Genomic DNA, 20,702 nt, shown 5'->3' with positions numbered 1-20,702 from the left:
TTTTGCGGGCTTTATTTTTAATCTGAATACTTTAATTCAGATAAGGTTGATCTAGTTTTTATTAACCGTTGTCATAGATCTTTAAAGTAAAACCTCATATATTTGCAAATTTGAAACTGAGTAATTTTCAGGAATAAAAAATGCAAAGATCGCCAAATTATTTTTTTGCGGCAAACGATTCAAATCTATTGGGCTTACCTAAGCAAGAAAATTTCATTGACGATTTTGATATTGAAAGTCCACAGAAAATAGCGCTAAATTTTAAGAGTTCCAACCTTAAACAGTCTTATAGCTTTACTAAATTGGCGGGAATAATGCTTTCTAAAGAAAGCCAGCGATTATGCGCAGGTGAAATTACACATCAAACATTTGAAATGCTGAGATGTCGATTGAATGGGCATCTATTAGCTTATTTTGGTGAAGAAGATGTAAAAAATATTAGCCATAGAAAAATTTCTGCGTTCATAACTTATCTCCAAGGGCGGGATATTGGAGCCGTCACAATAAACCAGTACTTAGGTTTGCTAAAGCGAGTCCTCTATGTAGGGGTCATGGATGGAGTGGTTGATCAACTGCCCATCTTTCCGAAAATTAAATCAAAAAGCATTCCAAGGGGCAGTTTTTCAGTTGATGAGTATAGGAATTTACTCAGAATTTCAAAGCAGCTTTCCTCACTTTGTGAGGCAACTAAACCACCAACCCATCGAAATACAGCAAATGGGGCATTTATTAAAACCCCATCCGTGCCAATCGAGATGACATGGTTAATAGGTTTTATGGTGAATACCTTTGTCAGACCGGTTGATATTAAGTTAATTAAGCATAAGCACATTCAAATTATTAACGATTCCAATAGATATTTGAGAATTTCTATGATCGAAACCAAGAAACATACTGGGCAAATTGTTTCTATGCGGGTTGCAGTGAGCATCTATCAAAAGATATTGGCATATCAGTCAAACCGAGGCTTTGGAAACCAAGAAGACTATGTTTTTTTCCCACATGTTGATGATAGGCAGGGTGCTATTTCGCTAATATCTGGGCACTTTAAAAAAATCCTTGATGAAGGAAATATGAGGATTGGCGTTAATAGCGAAAAGAGGTCTCTATACAGCCTACGTCACACAGCAATTACATTTCGGCTTTTGTATGGAAGGGGTATAGATTTACTTACGCTGGCAAGAAATGCGAGAACTTCTGTTGAGATGATTGAAAGATTTTATTCATCAAATCTAACTGCCGAAATGAATATTGAGCTGCTTCAAAGTAAACGGACTCAAAGATCAGACCTAAAGCTATATGCTTGAAGCCCTCAAAAACCGTCTAAAAACAATTAGTTCGGCGCGCCGAATAGCTCTACTGCTGAGAACCCCGTTTTAACGCTATAGGGCTGATTTGAGCCGTCGTGTGCAACACGACACTAGTGCCCCATGTTTTGTCGTCTTTATCCCACAGATTTAATAAATACATTTAGCCCTACCAAAGATTATTGCTATTTTCTTTGGTAGGGCTAAATCTTAAGTCATTGATTTAAATGAATATTCTTGATAGTGACCATTGGTCGTCCTTTGCAACAAAAGAATACAAACTGCATACACAGTTTTATTTATCTAAAGGACAAAACTAATGGCACAAGCTAAAACACTCACCACAAATGAATTAGAGCAAGTCTTACGCTACATCAACACCACCAAATACGCAGAGCGCAATCGTGCCATGCTCTTAATGGGATTTTGGGCGGGACTTCGAGTCAAAGAAATCGCTCAACTAAAAATGGGGGATGTATTAAATGACGATGGCACGATTAAGAGTGAAATCCGTTTAAGTGCGGCGCAAACCAAGGGCAATGACGGCAGAACCGTGTTCCTACCAGCCAAACTTAAAGAAGAATTGGCGGTGTATCTTAAAACCCGTCATATTAAAGACCCAACGATTGTACTTTTTCATACATCCAATCGTTTGAGTTTTACGCCTAATACGATGTGTCAGCACTTCTTTTGGCTGTATAAGAAGGCAGGTATTGCAGGCGCAAGCAGCCACAGTGGTCGTCGCCAATTTATCACCACCCCCGCAAACAAGGGTATCTCTGTGCGGATACTAGCTAGTTTGGCAGGGCACAAGAGTATTTCTGTCACTCAAAAATATATTGATGTTAATGACGATATGAAACGAGCGGCTGTGGAGTTGATATAACAGCTTAGTCATCGTAGCGGGATTTCCGTGGCGCTCTAGTTTGCCGCTCAATCCACGGGTGATTGTCTGTGCAAGGAAAGCGCCCTTCAGTAGCGTGTGCCACTAAATTCTTTGCCTTCTCTAAATATTCACTAACTGCCGATGACATTTTGATGCGTTTTTCATTGACCTCAATAGCCCTATCTGAATGGATTATATTGAGCTTGGGGTTAATTCTGAGTTCCTCACCTATCTCATACAGCAATGCTTCGCCTTGCTTGGATTTTTCAAGAAACAAGCGATAAACATCCAAGCAAATATTAAGTGAGACTGAGGTGAGCTTGCGGGACTCCATGCGCACAGGTGCTGTGCTGGCTTGCCAGCGATCAAAGTCTTTGTAATGTGGGTGGTGTAGTTCTAATAGATTATCAAACTGCGCTCGCAACGTTTTGGGCGAGACATTGAGCGGAATTTCCAAATGCAGCACTTTGACATCTTCACCAAAGATATCCGTTTGATTATTTATTGATACTTTATTAAAAGGCTTCTTTTCTGCAAAGATGCCATAGCCCACTTCGATCCACCAAGTATCAAACGTGACATTACGTAAGTCACCACAGCAGATTGGACATTAAAAATGAAGTGCTTTGAAATAACGGAAAATCATTCCACAGTTGCAACCAAGCCAATTAAACCGCTGACTCCAGAGCAGGCACGCTTGGAGGCATTGAAGCGGCAGAAAGACAATGTCAGCAAAGCGTTAAATGCTGAACGAAAGCGTCAAAAGGTTGCCAAAGCCCAGAAGAGTCTACAAAACGCCTTAGTAGAAGAATTGCCCACTTGACGAATCAGTAGAATATTTCTTAAATTAAGTGAATCTGAACTTGGGGGGGGAATAATGAATACTTTTTTGCTTACACAGTGCTTACACAGCGAAAAAAGTCTTTTTGAAGTTAGCGTTAACTACAGCTCAGAGCCCTTACAGAGCTGGTGCCCCTTGTCCGACTCGAACAGACCACCTACTGATTACAAATCAGTTGCTCTACCAGATGAGCTAAAGGGGCAACGGTTAATATTTTATCCTATTTCACAATCTTCAAGGATGGTCTTGTAGTTTTGGGTTTTTCAGGGGTCTGATTTTCAGAATCCGCAATATGAAGATCACGGGCCTGAGCTGGATCAAATGGGAAAGACATCCCTTGACCATTTTCCCTGGCGTAGATTGCTAGAACATGGGTGACCGGGACCATGATCTTTCTTGGAATGCCGCCAAATCTCGCCTGGAAGCTTATCCAATCGTTTTCTATTGCCAACTGATGGCAAGCTTCCACGGAGAGATTTAGAACAATCTCATCGTTCTTCACAAACTCCATAGGAACCTCAACCCTGGCATCCACAAAAACCGCTATGAAGGGCGTAAAACCAAAATCCGTACACCACTGATGTAGGGCACGGATTAGATAAGGTTTATTGCTTGGAATGTCAGACATGCCGAGGAATCATGAACCGCTAGAAATGCTTAGCGGCGCATTACCTTCTCAGAAGGAGTCAAAGCCTCGATATACGCAGGTCTGCTAAAAATACGCTCAGCGTATTTCAACAAAGCCGCTGCATTGCGAGAGAGATCGATGCCATAGTGCTCAAGACGCCATAACAATGGCGCAATCGCTACATCCAGCATAGAGAACTCATCGCCCAACATGTATTTGTTTTTAACAAAAATCGGCGCCAACTGAGTCAAACGATCACGAATCGCTAAACGTGCTTTTTCGTGAGTCTTTTCAGCAGCTTTACCTTTTTCATTTTCCAGGGCAGCTACGTGCACAAACAATTCTTTCTCAAAATTGAAGAGGAAGAGGCGTGCGCGTGCGCGTGCTACGGGATCAGGCGGCATTAATTGTGGGTGAGGAAAACGCTCATCAATATATTCATTGATGATGTTTGACTCGTACAAAATTAAATCACGCTCAACCAAGATAGGTACTTGGCCGTAAGGGTTCATTACCGAAATATCTTCAGGCTTATTAAACAAGTCGACATCGCGGATTTCAAAATCCATGCCTTTTTCAAAAAGCACCAAACGGCAGCGTTGCGAGAATGGGCAGTTAGTACCCGAGTACAACACCATCATAAATTTATTTCCTTAAATTTCTACTTCAATACAACAAACGCACAACAGCGTTAAATCTTTTCATTAATGAACCCCAAACTTGGGATCCATTAAATCAATTAGTGAATATCTTTCCAATAGGCTTTATTCAAGCGCCAAGCCAAGAGAGTGAAGATAGTCAAGAATAAGAGCACTATTACGCCAAGACGTTTACGCTCTAACTGCACTGGCTCAGCCATCCATGACATGAAAGCAACTAAGTCGGCGATATTGTCGTCATACTCTTGCGGCTTCATTGTGCCGGGAGTTAACTGCTCAAACCCAACAAAAACTTCTTCTGTTCTGCTTTCATCATGAGGATCTTTACGCTCCTCAAACTTGGCAGTACGCTCACCTTGCAACTGCCAGAGAACGTGCGGCATACCGACTTTAGGGTAAACCAAATTATTCCAACCGGTCTGAGTCGTGTCATCTTTGTAAAAAGTACGGAAGTAGGTGTAAAGCCAGTCCGCTCCTCGAGCACGCGCCTCAACCGATAGGTCAGGTGGAGTCTTACCAAACCAGGCTTTAGCTTCTTTTGGCGTCATCGAGATGGTCATCAAGTCACCCACTTTGGCATCAGTCAAAATGAGGTTGTCTTTGATTTGTTGATCGGTCAAGCCAATATCGCGTAAACGGTTGTAACGCATGCTTGCGGCTGCATGGCAGTTCAAGCAGTAGTTCACAAATATCTTTGCTCCGTTTTGCAATGAGGCATTGTTACTAACGCGATTAGGGGCTTGATCTAAAGGGAAGCCACCTTCATTTGCATTGGCATGAACGCCAAAGCCCAGGGCCGCAACCAATACTGTTGCTTGGCAGACGCCCATCAAAGTTTGCAGAATTCGTTTCATACTAGTTCCTAGTTTCTCTTTGGTGTCTGAATTAATGGGACTTAAAAGTAACGCGTGATGGAACTGGCTTAAATTTACCAAGCGTGCTCCAGAACGGCATTCCTAAGAAGAAGCCCAGATAATAAATAGTGCATACCTGAGAAATCTTTTCAAACACTGGTGATGGTGGCTGAATACCTAAGTAACCCAAGATCACAAAGCTCACCACAAATACGCCATAAATATATTTATGGAAATGTGGGCGATAGCGAATGGACTTCACTGGTGAGTTATCAAGCCAAGGCAAGAAGAACATGATCACAACCGAACCACCCATGATCACAACACCCCAGAACTTAGCATCAAACAAGTAGAAGCCAGCCGCCAATACGAGAGCGATTGCAGCACATGCGCCCTTCACCTTGAGGTTTTTACTCTTCAGAGCAAACATTCCAAGAATGACTGCCAAGAAGATCCATAAAGGCAGTAGGAAGTTCGTTGTAGTTGCGCGCAACATGGAGTAGAACGGCGTGAAATACCAAACCGGAGCAATATGCGGAGGCGTTTGCAATGGATTTGCAGGGATGAAGTTATTTGCTTCAAGGAAGTAACCACCCATCTCTGGAGCAAAAAACACAATGCTTGCAAAGATAATCAAGAAGCCGCCCAGGTACATCACATCATGCACGCTGTAGTAAGGATGGAATGGAATGCCGTCCACTGGGTGACCATTTGCATCCAAGTTCTCTTTAATTTCAACGCCATCTGGATTGTTGGAACCCACTTCATGCAGAGCCAAAATATGGGCTGCAACCAAGCCAACCAATACCAATGGAATTGCAATCACATGGAATGCGAAGAAACGATTGAGGGTTGCATCACCCACAACATAGTCACCACGCAACCATAAGGAAAGGTCTGGACCAATGAATGGAATTGCAGAGAACAAGTTCACAATCACTTGAGCACCCCAATAGGACATTTGACCCCATGGAAGCAAGTAACCGAAGAATGCTTCGCCCATCAAGCACAAGAAAATTGCGCAACCGAAGATCCAAATAAGTTCACGTGGCTTGCGATAAGAACCGTAGATCAAACCACGGAACATGTGCATATAAACCACCACAAAGAACATAGAGGCGCCAGTGGAGTGCATGTAGCGAATCATCCAACCCCATGGAACTTCACGCATGATGTATTCAACTGACTCAAAAGCCTTTGCAGCATCAGGCTTATAGTTCATGGTCAAGAAAATACCGGTAAGAATCTGATTTACTAACACTACGATAGCTAATGCGCCAAAAATGTAGAAGAAATTCAGATTTTTTGGAGCGTAATACTCGCTCATATGACGCTTAAATGCCTCTGTTACCGGTAGACGTGAGTCAACCCAAGCCATGAGCTTTTGGGCTGCAGAGGCGTCTGCTGGAACTTCTTTTTCGTGGAATGCCATTTATCTCTCCTTAGGCCTTCTTATCTTCGCCAACCAGAATCTTGGTGTCGCTCAAATACATGTGTGGTGGCACTTCAAGGTTATCTGGGGCTGGTTTGTTCTTAAATACACGGCCTGCCATATCAAATGTGGAGCCATGACATGGGCAAAGGAAGCCGCCTGGCCATGTGTTTGGCAGGGATGGCTGAGGACCGGCCTCAAACTTGGCATTAGGAGAGCATCCCAAGTGGGTACAAATACCAACAACTACCAAGTACTCGGGCTTAATGGAACGCCACTGATTCTGGGCATAAGGCGGTGTAAATTGAGATGGGTCACGCAATGAATTTGGATCAGCTAATTCGCTATCAATTTTGGACAACTCAGCAACTTGCTCAGGTGTACGACGAACTACCCAAACAGGCTTACCGCGCCACTCCACCATTCTCATTTCATCTGGCTGCATACCAGAGATATCGATTTCAACAGCAGCTCCAGCGGCTTTTGCACGCTCAGAAGGCTCAAAACTGTCTACAAAAGGGTAAAGGGCTGCGGCTGCACCTACGCCACCAACCGCCGATGTGGCGATCAACCAGTTACGGCGATCCTTGTCCATACAGGGCTTGTCACTCATTTACAAAATTCCTAAAAAGGGTATTTATGGGTGGAAATTGCTTAAAGGTAGGATTTTAAAGTAAAAAGTGGGGTAAGCAAGAAAGTTATGGGGTTAATCTCGGATTAATCTGTATCTATACGAAAAGGGGAGCATTTATGAGCGTTTTAAAGGAGTTTCGCGACTTTGCCGTAAGGGGCAATGTGATTGATTTGGCAGTCGGCGTCATTATTGGCGGCGCCTTCGGGAAAATCGTTGATTCCCTGGTGAACGACATCGTTATGCCCATAATTTCCACCCTTTTAGGGGGGCATATCGACTTTACTAACCTTTTTATCGTACTGGGCCATGTTCCAGACGGCGTTCCCAGGACCTTTGATGCCCTGAAAAAAGCCGGTGTACCCATTTTTGCCTATGGCAACTTCATTACCATTTCTATCAATTTTGTCCTTCTGGCATTCGTCATTTTCCAAATGGTCAAAGTGGTGAATAAAGTTCGCCTAATGGATGCGCCACCTCCTCCGCCAGTTCCGGAAGATGTCGTTTTGCTGCGCGAAATTCGCGACAGCCTAAAAAAATAATTTGTTCACATCCACATAAAAAATGCTGAATCGACTCTGGTTACTATTTGCGCAATCAGTAACGATAATGCTGGCTGCGTGGTTCATTGTTGCTACGCTCAAGCCACATTGGATATCGGACTCACAAATGGGCTCCATGGTGCAGAGCGTCACACTGAGCGAGGGTGCTTACGATAGCTCTGCACTTAGTCCAGGCTCGTATCACGATGCTGTAAAAAAATCGATGCCTGCTGTTGTCAATATTTTTACGAGCAAGGCAAATACAAAACCTAAAACTCGCAAAGAGAATAGCAATAAGTCTGCAGATCCTTTATTTAAATTCTTTTTCGGGGATCAGCCACCAGACACCGAACCCAGCTCCAGCCTGGGTTCCGGGGTAATAGTCAGTCCAGAGGGAATTATTCTGACCAATTATCACGTCATTAGTGATGCAGATGAAATTGATGTAGCGCTATCTGATGGCAGAAAAGTAAAGGCCAAAATTATTGGCGGCGACCCCGAAACAGATATTGCTGTATTAAAGATTGATGTTAAACAATTACCAACGCCGATCACCTTAGGAAAAATTGAATCGATTCACGTTGGTGATGTTGTACTCGCTATTGGCAATCCATTTGGCGTTGGTCAAACCGTTACCTCTGGGATTATTTCTGCCCTGGGTCGTGATCATGTAGGCATTAATACTTTTGAAAACTTTATTCAAACTGATGCCGCCATCAATCCTGGAAATTCTGGTGGCGCCTTAGTTGATACACGAGGCCATTTGATTGGAATTAATACTGCTATCTATTCCAACAATGGAGGCTCCATGGGAATTGGTTTTGCCATCCCAGTTAACCTGGCAAAACAGGTGATGGAATCGATTCTTGCTAATGGCAGTGTTACTCGCGGCTGGATCGGAGTTGAGCCTCAAAACTTATCCAGGGAACTCTTGGAGTCATTGGGGCTGCCTCAAAATACGGCCGGCGTTCTACTATCAGGCGTTCTAGAGGCTGGGCCTGCAGCCAAAGGTGGAATCAAGCCTGGAGATGTACTGGTTGCCGTTAATGGCAACGACATTAAAGATGTAAGACAGCTATTAAATCAAATTGCACAGATTGGCCCCGGTAATGAAGCCTCTCTCAAAATCTTACGCAAAGACAAAGAATTGGAGCTCAAAGTCCAAACTGGGAAAAGGCCAAAAACAATGAATTAGCACAAATGCTGATTCGTTAAATCTTATCCGGCCAATATTTTGGACAAGAAGTCCTTAGCTCTAGGCGAACGTGCTTCAGGATTGTCAAAGAATTCATCCTTGGTGCAATCCTCAATAATGCGGCCTTGATCCATGAAGATCACCCGATGACTAACCTTGCGAGCAAAACCCATTTCATGAGTCACGCAGCACATAGTCATACCCTCATTAGCAAGCTTGACCATAACGTCTAAAACCTCACCAACCATTTCAGGGTCAAGCGCAGAGGTGGGCTCATCGAACAACATCACAATCGGGTCCATACTCAATGCGCGTGCAATAGCTACACGTTGCTGTTGACCACCAGAGAGCTGCCCCGGAAATTTATCTTTTTGCGCACTCAAACCAACACGCTCTAAATATTTCAGTCCGTGGGTTTTTGCTTCATCAGCCGAGCGTCCTAACACCTTAATTTGTGCAAGCGTAAGGTTCTCGGTAATGCTTAAGTGCGGGAAAAGTTCAAAATGCTGGAAAACCATTCCCACGCGAGCGCGCAGTTTAGGAAGGTTAGTTTTAGGGTCATGCAGATTAATGCCATCAACGGAAATTTGACCAGATTGAAATGGTTCCAATGCATTAATAGTTTTAATTAACGTTGACTTGCCTGAACCCGAAGGACCACAAATAACTACTACCTCCCCCTTTTTGATTGACGTTGTGCAATCAGTCAACACTTGAAAGGAGCCATACCATTTAGAAACGTTTTGAAGTTCAATCATGATGGTCTATGTAGTATGTAGCGATCAAAAAAAATAATTAGCGAATAATGGCAACTTTTGCCTGAATGGCGCGCACTGCTTTAGACAGTGAAAAACAGATGATGAAATACGTAGCGGCAGCCAAGATATAGGTTTCGATTGGACGGCCATAATTTTTTCCAGCAATCTCAAAACCTTTTAAGAGATCGTAAGCGCCAATCGCATAAACCAAAGAAGTATCTTGGAACAAGATGATGGTCTGCGTCATGAAGACAGGAATCATATTTCTAAATGCTTGCGGCAAAACGACTAAGCGCATGTTTTGGCCGTAGGTCATTCCCAAGGCCTCACCAGCATAACTCTGACCTTTTGGAACTGACTGAATGCCGGCCCTAACAATCTCCGAGAAGAAAGCAGCCTCAAATGCAATGAAGGTAATGGTGGCCGATAAGTCCGCACCAATAGGTCTACCGATCAACATTGGTATGAGCAAGAAGAACCAAAGAATGACCATTACCAATGGAATGGAACGCATGGTATTAACGTAAAACGTTGCTGGATAAACTAAAGAAGGCTTACCGGAGAGTCTCATCAATGCTAAGAAAGTGCCGACCACAATGCCGCCAACAGTAGCAATGACAGTGAGCTGCACACTAAATAACAACCCCTTCAAAATATAATTTGTGAAAAGTTCCCAGTTATAAAAACTTAAGTCTAAGCTCAACATATCATTCCTTTAATGAGCCAGACTTACATCATTCGATGCGGCAATAAAACCAGGGATACGACTTCTTTTTTCGATCAAAGCCATCACACGATTAACGGCAAACGCAGATAAGGCATAGAGCGCAGTAACCGCCAAATAAATCTCTACGCCGTGAGAAGTTTCCTCTTGCGCCTGCATCGCAAATAAAGTGAGTTCAGGTACAGATACCGCAAAGGCCACTGAAGAGTTTTTGATCACATTCATACTCTCAGATGTCAGAGGTGGAATGACAATGCGTAATGCCATAGGCAATATGACATAGCGATAGGTTTGCGGGGTAGTTAAGCCCAACGCAGTTGCTGCAGCTCGTTGCCCGCTTGGTAAAGACTGTATGCCAGCGCGCACCTGCTCCGCTATGCGAGCAGAAGTAAAAAAGCCCAAGGCAATACTGACTAACCAATACGATGGCAGTGCTTTTAATGGCAGAACAAATGCGGGGATAACGTGATACCAGAGAAATACCTGAACTAAGACTGGGATATTTCTAAATAACTCTACCCAAGTAGTTGAAAGTCGCACCAACACCCTGCTTAGTCTGCCGTTATCCGGCAGGGTTCTCAAAGTACCCATCACGGCGCCCAAAATCAAGGCGATTGCAAGACCTAGAGCTGCTACCGCCAAGGTCCAGCCCCACGCCTTCATCAACCAGTCTAGATAGCTGGGATCCGCATTTTGGCTAAGCCCAAATATAGAGGAGAAGCAGTGATCAACTACTTCTCCGTCTAAGGTGCTTTTACAAAAAACACCTAAATCTAATGCCATATTGAAAACTTATTTAATTGAATTACTTCTTGTTGTAATCTTCTGCAGGTTTGTCATTCAAATTAGCCCAAGCATTTTTAGTTGCTGGGGATAGCTCAAGACCAACTACGATATTTTTTGGTGGAATTGGTGACAAGAACCACTTATTCCACAATCCAGGCATTTTGCCATTCGCAACAATCTTTGCAATTGCGGCATTCACTGCAGCCTTAAACTCTGGATCGTCTTTACGAACCATAATTGCAATTGGCTCTGTAGACAGGACTTCGCCAACAATTTTGTAATCTTTTGGATTCTTAGAGTTGGCGATATTGCCAGCCAAAATAGAGCCGTCCATTACAAAGGCATCAGCACGACCAGACTCAAGCAACAAGAAGCTGTCAGCATGATCCTTACCAAATACTTCGTCAAAGTTCACACCATTGGCTTTTTCATGCTTGCGCAAAAGTTGTACAGAGGTTGTCCCTGTTGTTGTCGCAACTTTTTTACCTGCCAATTGAGAAATAGAAGTAATTCCTGAATTTGCCTTGACTGCAATGCGTACCTCTTCAACGTACAAGGTGTTGGCAAAGCCAACATCTTTAGCACGCGCAACATTGTTAGTTGTTGTGCCGCACTCGATATCGACTGTGCCGTTTTGTACTAAAGGAACGCGATTTTGTGAAGTTACTGGTTGATAGTTGATGCGCAAAGTGCTCATGGCCAACTTATCTTTAATGTCACCCAAAATCATGCGGCAAATTTCAACATGGTAGCCATCAAAACGGCTATCGCCAGTGGTATAGGACATCGGGATTGAGGACTCTCTGACTCCCATAGTAACCGCGCCGGTAGACTTGATTTTATCCATAGTGGCGCTAGATGCGTATACACCGGAACTTGTCAAAATGGTTGCGATAGCTAAAACTGCTGAGCCTTGGAGTCTTTTAAAAAAGTAAGTATTTTTCATGGTCAATTCTAAAAAGTTAGCAGATATGTGGGCAAATAAAAATTTCACAATTCTTGTAGTTTTAACAGATATTTATGGAATAGCCAATAAAAAAGCACTGGATTTAAGGCGCATGACTATAAAAACGTAGCCCAGGTCTTTAAAGATGCTCTGCACCTCTGCAGTTTTGAGCTAAAAAATTCTTCAACCCATAAATTATCAGGATATCTTCATAGAAAACTGGCCTACGTTTTATGATTTATCTCACAACATCTGCCCAAGACTCATCGCAGAGCGCTATATAACTCTGAATTACCAATACCCTCCAAGGGCTTTGATCAGCAAAACTCGATCAATCAGCAATTGAGTCTGGTAGTCAACCTGAACCGTCCGAGCTCTAGATTGATCAATGGCAGCATCGACAATTTCTAGGTAGCCAGCAACGCCCTCTCGATATCTGACCGTAGAAATCTTATAAGTTTTTTCTGCATACATTAAGCTATTTTCGACGTTCACTAAAGATTCTTCACGATTCTTTAATTGCACCAATACATCCTCTACCTCTTTAATAGCTACAAGCACAGTATTTTTATAGACAGCTGTGTTTTCAGCGTTCTTCGCGACTGCCTGATCAACAATTGCAGATCTTCTACCGCCATCAAAAATTGTTAAAAATGCTAGCGGTCCTATTGTCCAGAAAGCATTAGGGGCGGCAAGAATATTAGCTTGATTTGCAGTTTGATAACCACCAAAGGCGGACAAAGATAGAACTGGGAAAAAAGCACTTCTTGCGACACCAATTTCTGCATTACTAGCTGCTACCCTTCTCTCGGCAGACGCAACATCGGGGCGACGCTCAAGCAAGGTCGAGGGAATAGATACAGCCACAGGAGCAAGCTTTAGATTATCAACACTCCCTCTTGGCAAGGAGAATGAGGAAGGAGACTCTCCCACCAGAACAGCAATCACATGCTCTAGTTGTGCGCGGCGGGTTTGTAGCGCCTTCTCTCGAATACGCCCGCTTTCAACCAAACCCTGCACCCTGTAAAAATCGACCCCAGGGTTAATGCCTTCTTTGTAACGCTTTTGCATTAAATCGGCTTGTTTTTGATACGTGCTTAAATCTTGCTGCAAAATATCCTGCTGAGATTCAACACCTCGCATCGCAATGTAACTGCTGACGAGGTCCGCCTGAATAATTAAACGTACCGACTCTAAATCCTCTTGACTAGCCTCCGCCAAGGCCGATGCCGAATCAATGCCGGACCGAACGCGACCCCATAAGTCGACCTCATAAGTTGCAAGGCCGCCAAAAAAATTATTGTCATAAATATTAGGCTGATTTGCCCCGCGTAGAGGCCTTCCCGCAGACTGTCTATTCTCCGTTGTGGCACCGGTCACTGCAATTTGTGGGTATAGCCCTGCGTTATTAACCGCTAAAAATGCACTTGCATTTTCATATCGAGCCACTGCAGCAGCAATTTGAAAGTTATTGGCCTCAGTTTTTGTAACCAATTGATCCAAAATCGGATCGCCAAAATTTTTCCACCAAGAACCTCTTTTCATCTGATCGGCAGGTTTAGCAACCACCCAATCCTGAGAAATCTCCTTAAAGTTACTTGGCATTTGCATTTCAGGGCGCTTGTAATCCGGAGCAAGAGAACATCCATAGCAAACGCTGAGCAGCCCAACCCCTAGGAAACGTCGAAATTTAATTGACATACTATTTCGCCTTATTTCCGTTCGACTCTTTTGCAAGCACTACTACCTCGCCAGCAATCAATGAATCCGGTGGATTATTGATGATCTTAGACTGATTCGTAATTGGACCAATCACCTCAACCTCTTGGCCAAAATCTCTGCCAATCACGACCTTGGTAAATACCGCCTTTTGATCTTTACCAACCTCTGCCAAGAATGCTCCGTTCTTACGAATAATTAAAGCCGAAGACGGTACCCGCGGAATATTCCGATCAGAAGGCAGATCAATATTGACTTGGGCAAACTCGCCAGCAGTTAAGACGTGTTCTTGATTATCCATTTCAATCTCTATGAGGACCGTTCCAGAATTTTCATTTACTGCGCCAGCCGAACGGACTACCTTCGCTTCAAATACTTTTTCCGGAAACTCAGGAACACGAATTCTTGCCGAAATACCAGGCTGAATATCGTTCATAAATACCTGTGGAATATTTACAAACAGTCGTAACTTATCAATATTGGCAACATTAAATAGTGGCTTACCTGCACCAGCGGTTACTAAAGCACCCACATCAATATTGCGTTCGGTAACCTGCCCAGCAAACGGCGCTGGAATATTTTTATAGTCTGAGAAGATCTCAGCCTTCTGTAAATTTGCCTCAGCAATTTGACGCAAAGATTTTCTAGTCTCATATTCAGTAGTCTTTTGATCCAACTCTTGCTTTGAGACAGCATCTTCTGCAAAAAGATTCTTCCATCTTGTTAAGGAGATCTTAGCTAGAGCCTCATTACTCTTTGCAGCAATCAAATCAGATTTTGCTTGCTGTAGTTGCTGATCCACTTCTGGAGCCTCAATTCTTCCTAAAATCTCACCTTTTTTAACCTCGGCACCGATATCCTTATCCCATTTCTTCATATAACCATTTACACGAGAATAGATTGGTGCATTTAAGTAGGCTTCGAGGCGACCCGGAAAGGAGATTGAATTTTCAGCACCGCCAACTACTGGCATAACAACGGTAACTATCCTTTGCGCATTTTCTTCAGAGCGAAATTTAGCGGAAATAAACCCATAAATTCGAAATCCAAAATTGAGAATGACGATCACGAGCACCACTTGGACTATACGCTTTTGATTTTTTTCGAGTCCCTGATATTTTCGATAAAGCGTAATTAAAAATTCTTTTGCTATAGCTACATACTTCTTCACCAATGGAAGGACATTTTTTAAAGAATCTTTATTGAATTTAATTGTTTTCATGCTTTTTCTGATCCATAGTTTTTATGTACAAGGCTAAACACAACCGGTACAAAAATAAGAGTTGCGAACGTTGCAAAAATGAGCCCCCCTACAACGGCTCTGCCAAGAGGGGCATTCTGCTCGCCGCCCTCACCAAGACCTAATGCCATCGGGGCCATACCAATCACCATTGCCAATGCAGTCATCATCACGGGCCTGAACCTTGAAAAACCAGCCTCCAAGGCCGCCTTAATCGGATCTTTATCGATTGGCAAACGTTCGCGGGCAAAACTAACCACCAAAATACTATTTGCTGTAGCAACCCCCATACACATAATCACCCCCGTAAGGGCTGGTACCGATAAGTTTGTAAAAGTCAAAAATAATATCCAAATAATTCCGGCTATGGCTGCTGGCAATGCAGTAATAATGACGAATGGGTCTAGCCAGGATTGGAAATTCACCACCAGTATTAAGTAAATTAATACGATAGATCCTATCAAGCCTAAACCTAGACCAGTGAAAGCAGAGTTCATTGTAGAAACTTGCCCTCTCAATTCTACGGTTGTGCCTTTAGGGATATTTTTGGTTTCTTCCTCAATAATGCGATTGATATCAGATGCCACCGCCCCAAGATCGCGACCCTGAGTGTCGGCGTAAATATCAAATGAAGGCTTAATACTGTCATGCGTCACAACTGCATCTGCAAAATTTCTTCTTAGGGATGAGATTCCACCAAGGATTGTTCCTGTTGAAGCATTCGAGCCGGCTACCGGAATATTCAAAAGGTCTGAAATACTAGAAACTTGTATTTGCGGCGTTTGAACAACTACCGGATAAGAAATACCATTGGATGGATTTAGCCAAAATGCAGGGGCTACCTGGCCACTACCTGCCAATGTAGTCACCATGTTATTAGTAATATCCCTTTGCGTTATGCCAATCTTCGCAGCCTGCACACGATCTACATCGACATTAATCTGAGGATAATTCGTTGCCTGCTGAATTCGCACGTCCGCAATCCCTGGGATTTTTTTAACGCGCTCTAGTAATTTTGCTGTAAAGGCAAAGTTTTCATCCCGCTTAGTCCCCTTCACGATAATATCGATAGGAGCAGGCGCACCAAAATTCAGAATCTGACTCACAATATCGGCAGGCAAAAATGCAAAACTAGTTGACGGGAATTTCTTAGGCAGCTCTTCACGTAACTTCTTTACAAATTCATCGGTTGGTGAGTGCCCCTTAACTAGAGAAACCAAAATATCACCATCTTGTGGACCAATGGTACCCGTACTGCTATATGCCATATTAATTCCGCTGACAGATAGCCCAATATTGTCAACAATACTTTCAATTTGATCTTGGGGCACCAAGCGACGAATCTCGGCCTCAATATCGTTAAATTGTCGTGCGGTTTCTTCAAGACGAGTGCCGACTGGCACTCGAACGTGCATCTTAATTTGACCACCATCAACTGCTGGAAAAAATTCTCGCCCAAAAGAGAAGATTAAAAGATATGAGCCCAATACGCCGACCATAAATATCATAATGAACTTTTTTTGATCCACTATGACTAATTTCAAAAATTCAAAATATCTGCTTCTGACAGAGTTAAATACGTTTTCAAATTGATATTGAAATTTAGCCAGCCTACCCTTGATCCTGACTACTCGATTGGTATGATTAATATCCATCACCCAGCGCAAATGTCCAGATGCATGCTCATCATGACCATGAATTTCTTTTAAAATGAAATTTGCAAAAGTAGGCACAAAAGTGCGTGATAGGATAAAAGATCCAATCATTGCAAACATCACAGCCTTAGCCATCGGCACAAATAAAAACTTAGAGACACCCTCTAAAAAGAACATAGGCACAAATACAATACAAATACATAGTAGCGCTATAAATGCCGGCCCTACAATCTGTGCTGCGCCATCCAGGATTGCATCTTGAATCGACTTTCCCTGCTCTAAGTGCCAGTTAATATTCTCAATCGTAACGGTGGCATCATCAACCAGAATACCCACTGCCAAGGCAAGACCCCCCAAGGTCATAATATTTAGGGTTTCACCGGTAATGTTTAACATCAATACCGCAAACAAGATTGCAAGCGGGATCGAAGAAGCAATAATCACAGTTGATCGCCAGCTTCCTAAAAATAATAGGATCATTAAGCTAGTCAAGGCTGCCGCAATCAATCCCTCATGAATCACGCCACTAATAGAGGCTTTTACGAATACTGATTGGTCGCCGTTAATATTGATATTTAATTCTGGAGGCAAGGACTCCTTTAGCTTCGGAACCAGTGCTTTAACGCCGTCAATAATATCTAGCGTAGAAACTGCACCAGATTTCAAAATAGTCATCAACACTGCCTTACCGCCATCCAAGCGCACTAGATTCGTTTGCGGTGGGGAGCCATCTCGAACTTGAGCCACATCCCTAAGCTGAATAACTGCGCCATTTGCTAATTTAATCGGGAAGTCAGCAATCTCCTGGAATCCATTCACCCCATTATTTAACTTAATACTATATTCATACTCTCCAATTTTTTGTGTGCCAGTTGGAATAATGAGGTTTTGTGCCGCTAGTGCGGTAATCACATCATTAGGGGTTAACTTTCTTGCTTGAAGTGCAGCTAAACGCAAGTCAATCTGAATCTGACGAGTTTTACCCCCATACGGCGAAGGTACCGCACTGCCAGGCACACTTGCTAGAGCAGGTCTAATAAAGTTTTGTCCATAGTCAAAAATACGTTGCTCAGATAGGGATAGACTAGAGAGCGCTAGCTGCACGATTGGCACTGTGGCAGCGTTGTAGTTCAAAATGAGTGGCGGCGTAATACCAGGCGGCATTTGCTTGAGCACTGTTTGTGAAATCGAAGTTACTTGTGCTGTCGCTAGACGAATATCGACACTAGGCTGAAAGAAAATCTTGACAATTCCATAACCAGGCAGTGATTGAGATTCAATATGCTCAATATCATTTACTGTTGAGCTTAATGCGCGCTCATAAGCGTAAACAACCCTTCCAGCCATATCCTCAGGCTGCATACCTGTATAAGACCAGACTACGCTAATTACTGGAATACGAATTTCTGGAAAAATATCAATTGGGGAGCGAAGTGCACTAAAGATCCCCATAAGAGCTATCAAAATCGCCATCACCACAAATGTATATGGCTTTTCTAAAGCTAATTTAACTAACCTAATCATTTTTTTAATCTTTATTAAAGCTAAAATTTATCAATGGAGTCGCTTCCACTAATCTTCAGCGCATCTGCTGACAATGGCACTTTGATGCCAGTCAACTATAAGTTCAAACTGAATAAGGATGTGAGCAACTCTTGGCAATATCATGACAGCAAGTGAAGGTGATCTGCCAACTCCTGGAGTGCTAGACGACTCGTGGAGGCCTGAAGATTGAAGACGGCACTAAGCCAGGCATACCCTCTGAAACGCGGATACAAAAACAAGACTCATTCTCAAGAGGAAAAAATACTAGTGTATTTTCAGAGATATTGCCTAATACGTGCGCGCTCAAGTTAATCTTTAGATTGGGTTCTTTTTGCTCTAATCCTTTAGATGACTCATCCAAGGGATTAGCGTCTTTTTGGACGCCGACATAAGCTTGAGCTCTTTGCACAGCATTTTGGACAAAAATTTGAGCGCCAGCAGTTTTCACAAGAGCAAAAAAGATACAGCTCGACAGAATTAGCACTTTTACAAATTTTTGCATCTGCCCATTACATTCTTGTTGGCAAGATCTGTCAAGATTTTCTTACGCCAGAATCAATTTATTGCATTGCAGCATATTTATTCTTGAAAGCACCTATAGAACTTCAGTCTAAAAGCAACCTGCCAAGGAAAACACCTTAGAATTCAGTTTCATTTTCCTTGGTCTATATTAGTTTTAGATCAATTCTAAGTATTCTGATTTAACAGTATCTTATTGATGCGATATATTTTCTTCATCCTCTTAGGCATTCTTCCAATATCAGCACTTGCAGAGGAGACGGACTTAAATCGCAGATTTAAAAATACACCTCAAGAACTATCCAATGACAAAACATTAGAATTTTGGGGCTATCAAAATTATCAAGCTAACTCCAGCTATAGTGATATTTTAAAAATCAGATACTACAATCCGCTGGATATCGGGTCCTGGCAAGGCAGGATTCGCCTAGATACCTCCATAGTGTCAAGTAACGCTAACGGGCAAGAATTTAATAACTCAGGTCAATTTAGCGCGGGCAACACAATGCTAACCATATGGGGGCAGGATAAGGATTTTTTACCCAACATCAATGCAACCATTGGCGGTCGAATCATTTTTCCCTTTGGAAATAACGGGCAATGGGCAATAGGCCCACAGATTCGATGGCTTTTTAAACCAACCGAAGGCGCAGATACACTAATCTCCGACTTCTCACCGTTGCTGCGCTATATATATGGCTTTGATACTAAAAATAACTCGGTTAATATCAACCCCAATCAACCCGCACTTCAGCGCAACCTTCAAATTTATCCAACTGCAGGGCTTTCACTTACTCCTGATACTCAAATCCGCTTCTGGGATGAGAATGGCATGATATTCAATACTGCTAGTGGTAGTTGGTTTATCCCCATCGATGGAATGATTGTCCATAGACTTTCAAAAAATTTCTCATTAGCGATTGGGGCCAGCAAGCAATTAGTGGACACGTATAAACAATACAACTGGTCAACGTATGGAAGAATTTCCTATACTTTTTAACGCGCCTAATCCAGATATTTGGTTTAACATGAAGATCAATACATCGCCCTGAAAACGAACATCATGAAAATAAACGCACCATTTAAGTATTTACTCTTGTCTATGACAACAGTCATTTTCGGCTCACTTCTATCGGCCTGCGCAGGTAATGCCGTCTTCAGCACCTCAGAATCGAAGATGGATTCTGGCGAGAGCTACCAAGCAATCAGAAAGGTGGCCGTTGGTCAACAGTGGATTTATAACGTACGCAATCTCTACAACAATGAAGTAATTGATACGATTACGGAAAACGTAGTGTCCGTAGCACCATTGATTGAAATTAAACGGGAAAGTCAAAAGCATGGTTCATTACCATCAGAGATTCAATCTACTACTGGGCTCGTTTTAAGCGATCCCTACTGGAATCCACCAGTGAATTTTGTAAGCCCCATGCCAATGTGGCCTCAGTCCAATGTCAAATCACAAACTTTTACTACTCAATACAAAGTTAGTGACGCCGAAAGCAAATATCTTTGGTCATCTACCATTACTAATGCAGGAGCTGAAGTGGTCACCCTTCAGGGCAGTCAGTTCAATACTTTAAAAAGCACTAACTCTATCTATTTCATTAGTGATGATTTTTCTAGGCACACCTCCTTACGTCACTCAACGACTTGGATAGCACCGAATATTGGCAGGTGGGTAGTCAAAACCACAAATGGCACCTACTTAGATAACAATACAGGTATTGGTAACGATCGCTATGAAAATATGTTGCGATATGAATTAATTTCTTATAAATGAGCAATTAATAAATTCACTTGTAGCGTTACAGAGATAAATAAAGCCCGCAAAG

The 20,702-nt window shown here is 42.7% G+C and carries 22 protein-coding genes and 1 tRNA gene; 8 read left to right on the top strand and 15 right to left on the bottom strand.

The window, feature by feature from the left end:
* Positions 1-140: 140 nt before the first annotated feature.
* Together VC159_RS10405 and VC159_RS10400 are read left to right on the top strand one after the other, a co-directional pair.
* A complete protein-coding gene (locus tag VC159_RS10405; protein ID WP_323473596.1) occupies positions 141-1,307 on the top strand; it encodes a hypothetical protein in 1,167 nt (388 codons plus the stop codon).
* 319 nt (positions 1,308-1,626) lie between these two features.
* On the top strand, positions 1,627-2,193 hold the full coding sequence (locus VC159_RS10400) for a site-specific integrase (protein WP_323473595.1): 567 nt from the start codon (positions 1,627-1,629) through the stop codon (positions 2,191-2,193).
* 4 nt (positions 2,194-2,197) lie between these two features.
* Here the strand turns inward: VC159_RS10400 and VC159_RS10395 are convergent, their stop codons facing one another.
* Positions 2,198-2,746, bottom strand: a complete 549-nt coding sequence (locus VC159_RS10395) for a hypothetical protein (protein WP_323473594.1) — start codon at positions 2,744-2,746, stop codon at positions 2,198-2,200.
* 63 nt (positions 2,747-2,809) lie between these two features.
* Between VC159_RS10395 and VC159_RS10390 the strand changes: the two genes are divergently transcribed.
* A complete protein-coding gene (locus VC159_RS10390; protein WP_323473593.1) occupies positions 2,810-3,016 on the top strand; it encodes a hypothetical protein in 207 nt (68 codons plus the stop codon).
* Positions 3,017-3,160: 144 nt separating this feature from the next.
* Here the strand turns inward: VC159_RS10390 and VC159_RS10385 are convergent.
* The 6 genes from VC159_RS10385 to petA all read right to left on the bottom strand — a co-directional run bounded on the left by VC159_RS10385 (position 3,161) and on the right by petA (position 7,220).
* Positions 3,161-3,236: transfer RNA gene (locus VC159_RS10385), tRNA-Thr, on the bottom strand.
* Between the two features lie 18 nt (positions 3,237-3,254).
* Entirely contained in the window at positions 3,255-3,662 is a 408-nt protein-coding gene (locus VC159_RS10380; protein ID WP_323473592.1) for a ClpXP protease specificity-enhancing factor, read from the bottom strand.
* A gap of 29 nt (positions 3,663-3,691) precedes the next feature.
* On the bottom strand, positions 3,692-4,303 hold the full coding sequence (locus VC159_RS10375; RefSeq protein WP_028819209.1) for a glutathione S-transferase N-terminal domain-containing protein: 612 nt from the start codon (positions 4,301-4,303) through the stop codon (positions 3,692-3,694).
* A 98-nt stretch (positions 4,304-4,401) separates the two neighbouring features.
* Positions 4,402-5,175: a cytochrome c1 gene (locus tag VC159_RS10370; protein ID WP_215358886.1), complete on the bottom strand. Its 774-nt coding sequence runs from the start codon at positions 5,173-5,175 to the stop codon at positions 4,402-4,404.
* A 31-nt stretch (positions 5,176-5,206) separates the two neighbouring features.
* Positions 5,207-6,607 (bottom strand): cytochrome b, encoded by a 1,401-nt coding sequence (locus VC159_RS10365; RefSeq protein WP_216232254.1) that lies wholly within the window; start codon positions 6,605-6,607, stop codon positions 5,207-5,209.
* 10 nt (positions 6,608-6,617) lie between these two features.
* Positions 6,618-7,220 (bottom strand): ubiquinol-cytochrome c reductase iron-sulfur subunit, encoded by a 603-nt coding sequence (gene petA / locus VC159_RS10360; protein WP_072584012.1) that lies wholly within the window; start codon positions 7,218-7,220, stop codon positions 6,618-6,620.
* A gap of 137 nt (positions 7,221-7,357) precedes the next feature.
* Here petA and mscL point away from each other — a divergent pair, with 137 nt between their 5' ends.
* Together mscL and VC159_RS10350 are read left to right on the top strand one after the other, a co-directional pair.
* The gene (mscL, locus tag VC159_RS10355) at positions 7,358-7,780 is read left to right on the top strand and encodes a large conductance mechanosensitive channel protein MscL (RefSeq protein ID WP_215358883.1); all 423 of its coding nucleotides are present in this window, start codon (positions 7,358-7,360) and stop codon (positions 7,778-7,780) included.
* A 22-nt stretch (positions 7,781-7,802) separates the two neighbouring features.
* Positions 7,803-8,975 (top strand): Do family serine endopeptidase, encoded by a 1,173-nt coding sequence (locus VC159_RS10350; RefSeq protein ID WP_215358882.1) that lies wholly within the window; start codon positions 7,803-7,805, stop codon positions 8,973-8,975.
* Positions 8,976-8,998: 23 nt separating this feature from the next.
* Here the strand turns inward: VC159_RS10350 and VC159_RS10345 are convergent, their stop codons facing one another.
* The 7 genes from VC159_RS10345 to VC159_RS10315 all read right to left on the bottom strand — a co-directional run bounded on the left by VC159_RS10345 (position 8,999) and on the right by VC159_RS10315 (position 18,327).
* On the bottom strand, positions 8,999-9,733 hold the full coding sequence (locus VC159_RS10345; protein WP_323473591.1) for an amino acid ABC transporter ATP-binding protein: 735 nt from the start codon (positions 9,731-9,733) through the stop codon (positions 8,999-9,001).
* A gap of 37 nt (positions 9,734-9,770) precedes the next feature.
* Positions 9,771-10,439 (bottom strand): amino acid ABC transporter permease, encoded by a 669-nt coding sequence (locus VC159_RS10340; protein WP_215358880.1) that lies wholly within the window; start codon positions 10,437-10,439, stop codon positions 9,771-9,773.
* A 9-nt stretch (positions 10,440-10,448) separates the two neighbouring features.
* Positions 10,449-11,240: an amino acid ABC transporter permease gene (locus VC159_RS10335; protein ID WP_215358879.1), complete on the bottom strand. Its 792-nt coding sequence runs from the start codon at positions 11,238-11,240 to the stop codon at positions 10,449-10,451.
* Positions 11,241-11,262: 22 nt separating this feature from the next.
* Entirely contained in the window at positions 11,263-12,189 is a 927-nt protein-coding gene (locus VC159_RS10330) for an amino acid ABC transporter substrate-binding protein (protein WP_215358878.1), read from the bottom strand.
* Between the two features lie 291 nt (positions 12,190-12,480).
* Complete coding sequence (locus VC159_RS10325; RefSeq protein ID WP_215358877.1) at positions 12,481-13,890, bottom strand: efflux transporter outer membrane subunit; 1,410 nt, start codon at positions 13,888-13,890, stop codon at positions 12,481-12,483.
* Position 13,891: 1 nt separating this feature from the next.
* Positions 13,892-15,130 (bottom strand): efflux RND transporter periplasmic adaptor subunit, encoded by a 1,239-nt coding sequence (locus VC159_RS10320; protein WP_215358876.1) that lies wholly within the window; start codon positions 15,128-15,130, stop codon positions 13,892-13,894.
* On the bottom strand, positions 15,127-18,327 hold the full coding sequence (locus VC159_RS10315) for an efflux RND transporter permease subunit (protein ID WP_215358875.1): 3,201 nt from the start codon (positions 18,325-18,327) through the stop codon (positions 15,127-15,129). The genes VC159_RS10320 and VC159_RS10315 overlap by 4 nt, the downstream gene beginning before the upstream one ends.
* 33 nt (positions 18,328-18,360) lie before the next feature.
* Here VC159_RS10315 and VC159_RS10310 point away from each other — a divergent pair, with 33 nt between their 5' ends.
* The gene (locus VC159_RS10310; protein ID WP_323473589.1) at positions 18,361-18,483 is read left to right on the top strand and encodes a hypothetical protein; all 123 of its coding nucleotides are present in this window, start codon (positions 18,361-18,363) and stop codon (positions 18,481-18,483) included.
* A 25-nt stretch (positions 18,484-18,508) separates the two neighbouring features.
* Here VC159_RS10310 and VC159_RS10305 read toward each other — a convergent pair whose 3' ends face one another.
* Positions 18,509-18,850 carry a hypothetical protein gene (locus VC159_RS10305; protein ID WP_215358874.1) on the bottom strand — a complete coding sequence of 114 codons (342 nt, stop codon included), beginning with the start codon at positions 18,848-18,850 and terminating at the stop codon, positions 18,509-18,511.
* A 216-nt stretch (positions 18,851-19,066) separates the two neighbouring features.
* On the opposite strand from VC159_RS10305, the gene VC159_RS10300 reads away from it, so the two are divergent.
* Both VC159_RS10300 and VC159_RS10295 read left to right on the top strand, forming a co-directional pair.
* Positions 19,067-19,867, top strand: coding sequence for a hypothetical protein (locus VC159_RS10300; RefSeq protein WP_251367748.1), 801 nt, complete (start codon positions 19,067-19,069; stop codon positions 19,865-19,867).
* A gap of 102 nt (positions 19,868-19,969) precedes the next feature.
* The gene (locus VC159_RS10295) at positions 19,970-20,650 is read left to right on the top strand and encodes a hypothetical protein (protein WP_323473588.1); all 681 of its coding nucleotides are present in this window, start codon (positions 19,970-19,972) and stop codon (positions 20,648-20,650) included.
* The last annotated feature ends 52 nt before the right edge of the window (positions 20,651-20,702 follow it).

The organism is Polynucleobacter sp. JS-JIR-II-c23 (genome assembly GCF_035011225.1).
In the GTDB taxonomy this organism is placed as follows: domain Bacteria; phylum Pseudomonadota; class Gammaproteobacteria; order Burkholderiales; family Burkholderiaceae; genus Polynucleobacter.
This window is presented reverse-complemented; position numbering and strand designations above follow the sequence as displayed.

What these genes read in the sequence shown, in the direction of transcription:
- VC159_RS10405 (WP_323473596.1), top strand. Translation starts at nt 141, where the DNA reads ATGCAAAGATCGCCAAATTATTTTTTTGCGGCAAACGATTCAAATCTA.
- VC159_RS10400 (WP_323473595.1), top strand. Translation starts at nt 1,627, where the DNA reads ATGGCACAAGCTAAAACACTCACCACAAATGAATTAGAGCAAGTCTTA.
- VC159_RS10390 (WP_323473593.1), top strand. Translation starts at nt 2,810, where the DNA reads ATGAAGTGCTTTGAAATAACGGAAAATCATTCCACAGTTGCAACCAAG.
- VC159_RS10380 (WP_323473592.1), bottom strand. Translation starts at nt 3,662, where the DNA reads ATGTCTGACATTCCAAGCAATAAACCTTATCTAATCCGTGCCCTACAT.
- VC159_RS10375 (WP_028819209.1), bottom strand. Translation starts at nt 4,303, where the DNA reads ATGATGGTGTTGTACTCGGGTACTAACTGCCCATTCTCGCAACGCTGC.
- VC159_RS10370 (WP_215358886.1), bottom strand. Translation starts at nt 5,175, where the DNA reads ATGAAACGAATTCTGCAAACTTTGATGGGCGTCTGCCAAGCAACAGTA.
- VC159_RS10365 (WP_216232254.1), bottom strand. Translation starts at nt 6,607, where the DNA reads ATGGCATTCCACGAAAAAGAAGTTCCAGCAGACGCCTCTGCAGCCCAA.
- petA (WP_072584012.1), bottom strand. Translation starts at nt 7,220, where the DNA reads ATGAGTGACAAGCCCTGTATGGACAAGGATCGCCGTAACTGGTTGATC.
- mscL (WP_215358883.1), top strand. Translation starts at nt 7,358, where the DNA reads ATGAGCGTTTTAAAGGAGTTTCGCGACTTTGCCGTAAGGGGCAATGTG.
- VC159_RS10350 (WP_215358882.1), top strand. Translation starts at nt 7,803, where the DNA reads ATGCTGAATCGACTCTGGTTACTATTTGCGCAATCAGTAACGATAATG.
- VC159_RS10345 (WP_323473591.1), bottom strand. Translation starts at nt 9,733, where the DNA reads ATGATTGAACTTCAAAACGTTTCTAAATGGTATGGCTCCTTTCAAGTG.
- VC159_RS10340 (WP_215358880.1), bottom strand. Translation starts at nt 10,439, where the DNA reads ATGTTGAGCTTAGACTTAAGTTTTTATAACTGGGAACTTTTCACAAAT.
- VC159_RS10335 (WP_215358879.1), bottom strand. Translation starts at nt 11,240, where the DNA reads ATGGCATTAGATTTAGGTGTTTTTTGTAAAAGCACCTTAGACGGAGAA.
- VC159_RS10330 (WP_215358878.1), bottom strand. Translation starts at nt 12,189, where the DNA reads ATGAAAAATACTTACTTTTTTAAAAGACTCCAAGGCTCAGCAGTTTTA.
- VC159_RS10325 (WP_215358877.1), bottom strand. Translation starts at nt 13,890, where the DNA reads ATGTCAATTAAATTTCGACGTTTCCTAGGGGTTGGGCTGCTCAGCGTT.
- VC159_RS10320 (WP_215358876.1), bottom strand. Translation starts at nt 15,130, where the DNA reads ATGAAAACAATTAAATTCAATAAAGATTCTTTAAAAAATGTCCTTCCA.
- VC159_RS10315 (WP_215358875.1), bottom strand. Translation starts at nt 18,327, where the DNA reads ATGATTAGGTTAGTTAAATTAGCTTTAGAAAAGCCATATACATTTGTG.
- VC159_RS10310 (WP_323473589.1), top strand. Translation starts at nt 18,361, where the DNA reads ATGGAGTCGCTTCCACTAATCTTCAGCGCATCTGCTGACAATGGCACT.
- VC159_RS10305 (WP_215358874.1), bottom strand. Translation starts at nt 18,850, where the DNA reads ATGCAAAAATTTGTAAAAGTGCTAATTCTGTCGAGCTGTATCTTTTTT.
- VC159_RS10300 (WP_251367748.1), top strand. Translation starts at nt 19,067, where the DNA reads ATGCGATATATTTTCTTCATCCTCTTAGGCATTCTTCCAATATCAGCA.
- VC159_RS10295 (WP_323473588.1), top strand. Translation starts at nt 19,970, where the DNA reads ATGACAACAGTCATTTTCGGCTCACTTCTATCGGCCTGCGCAGGTAAT.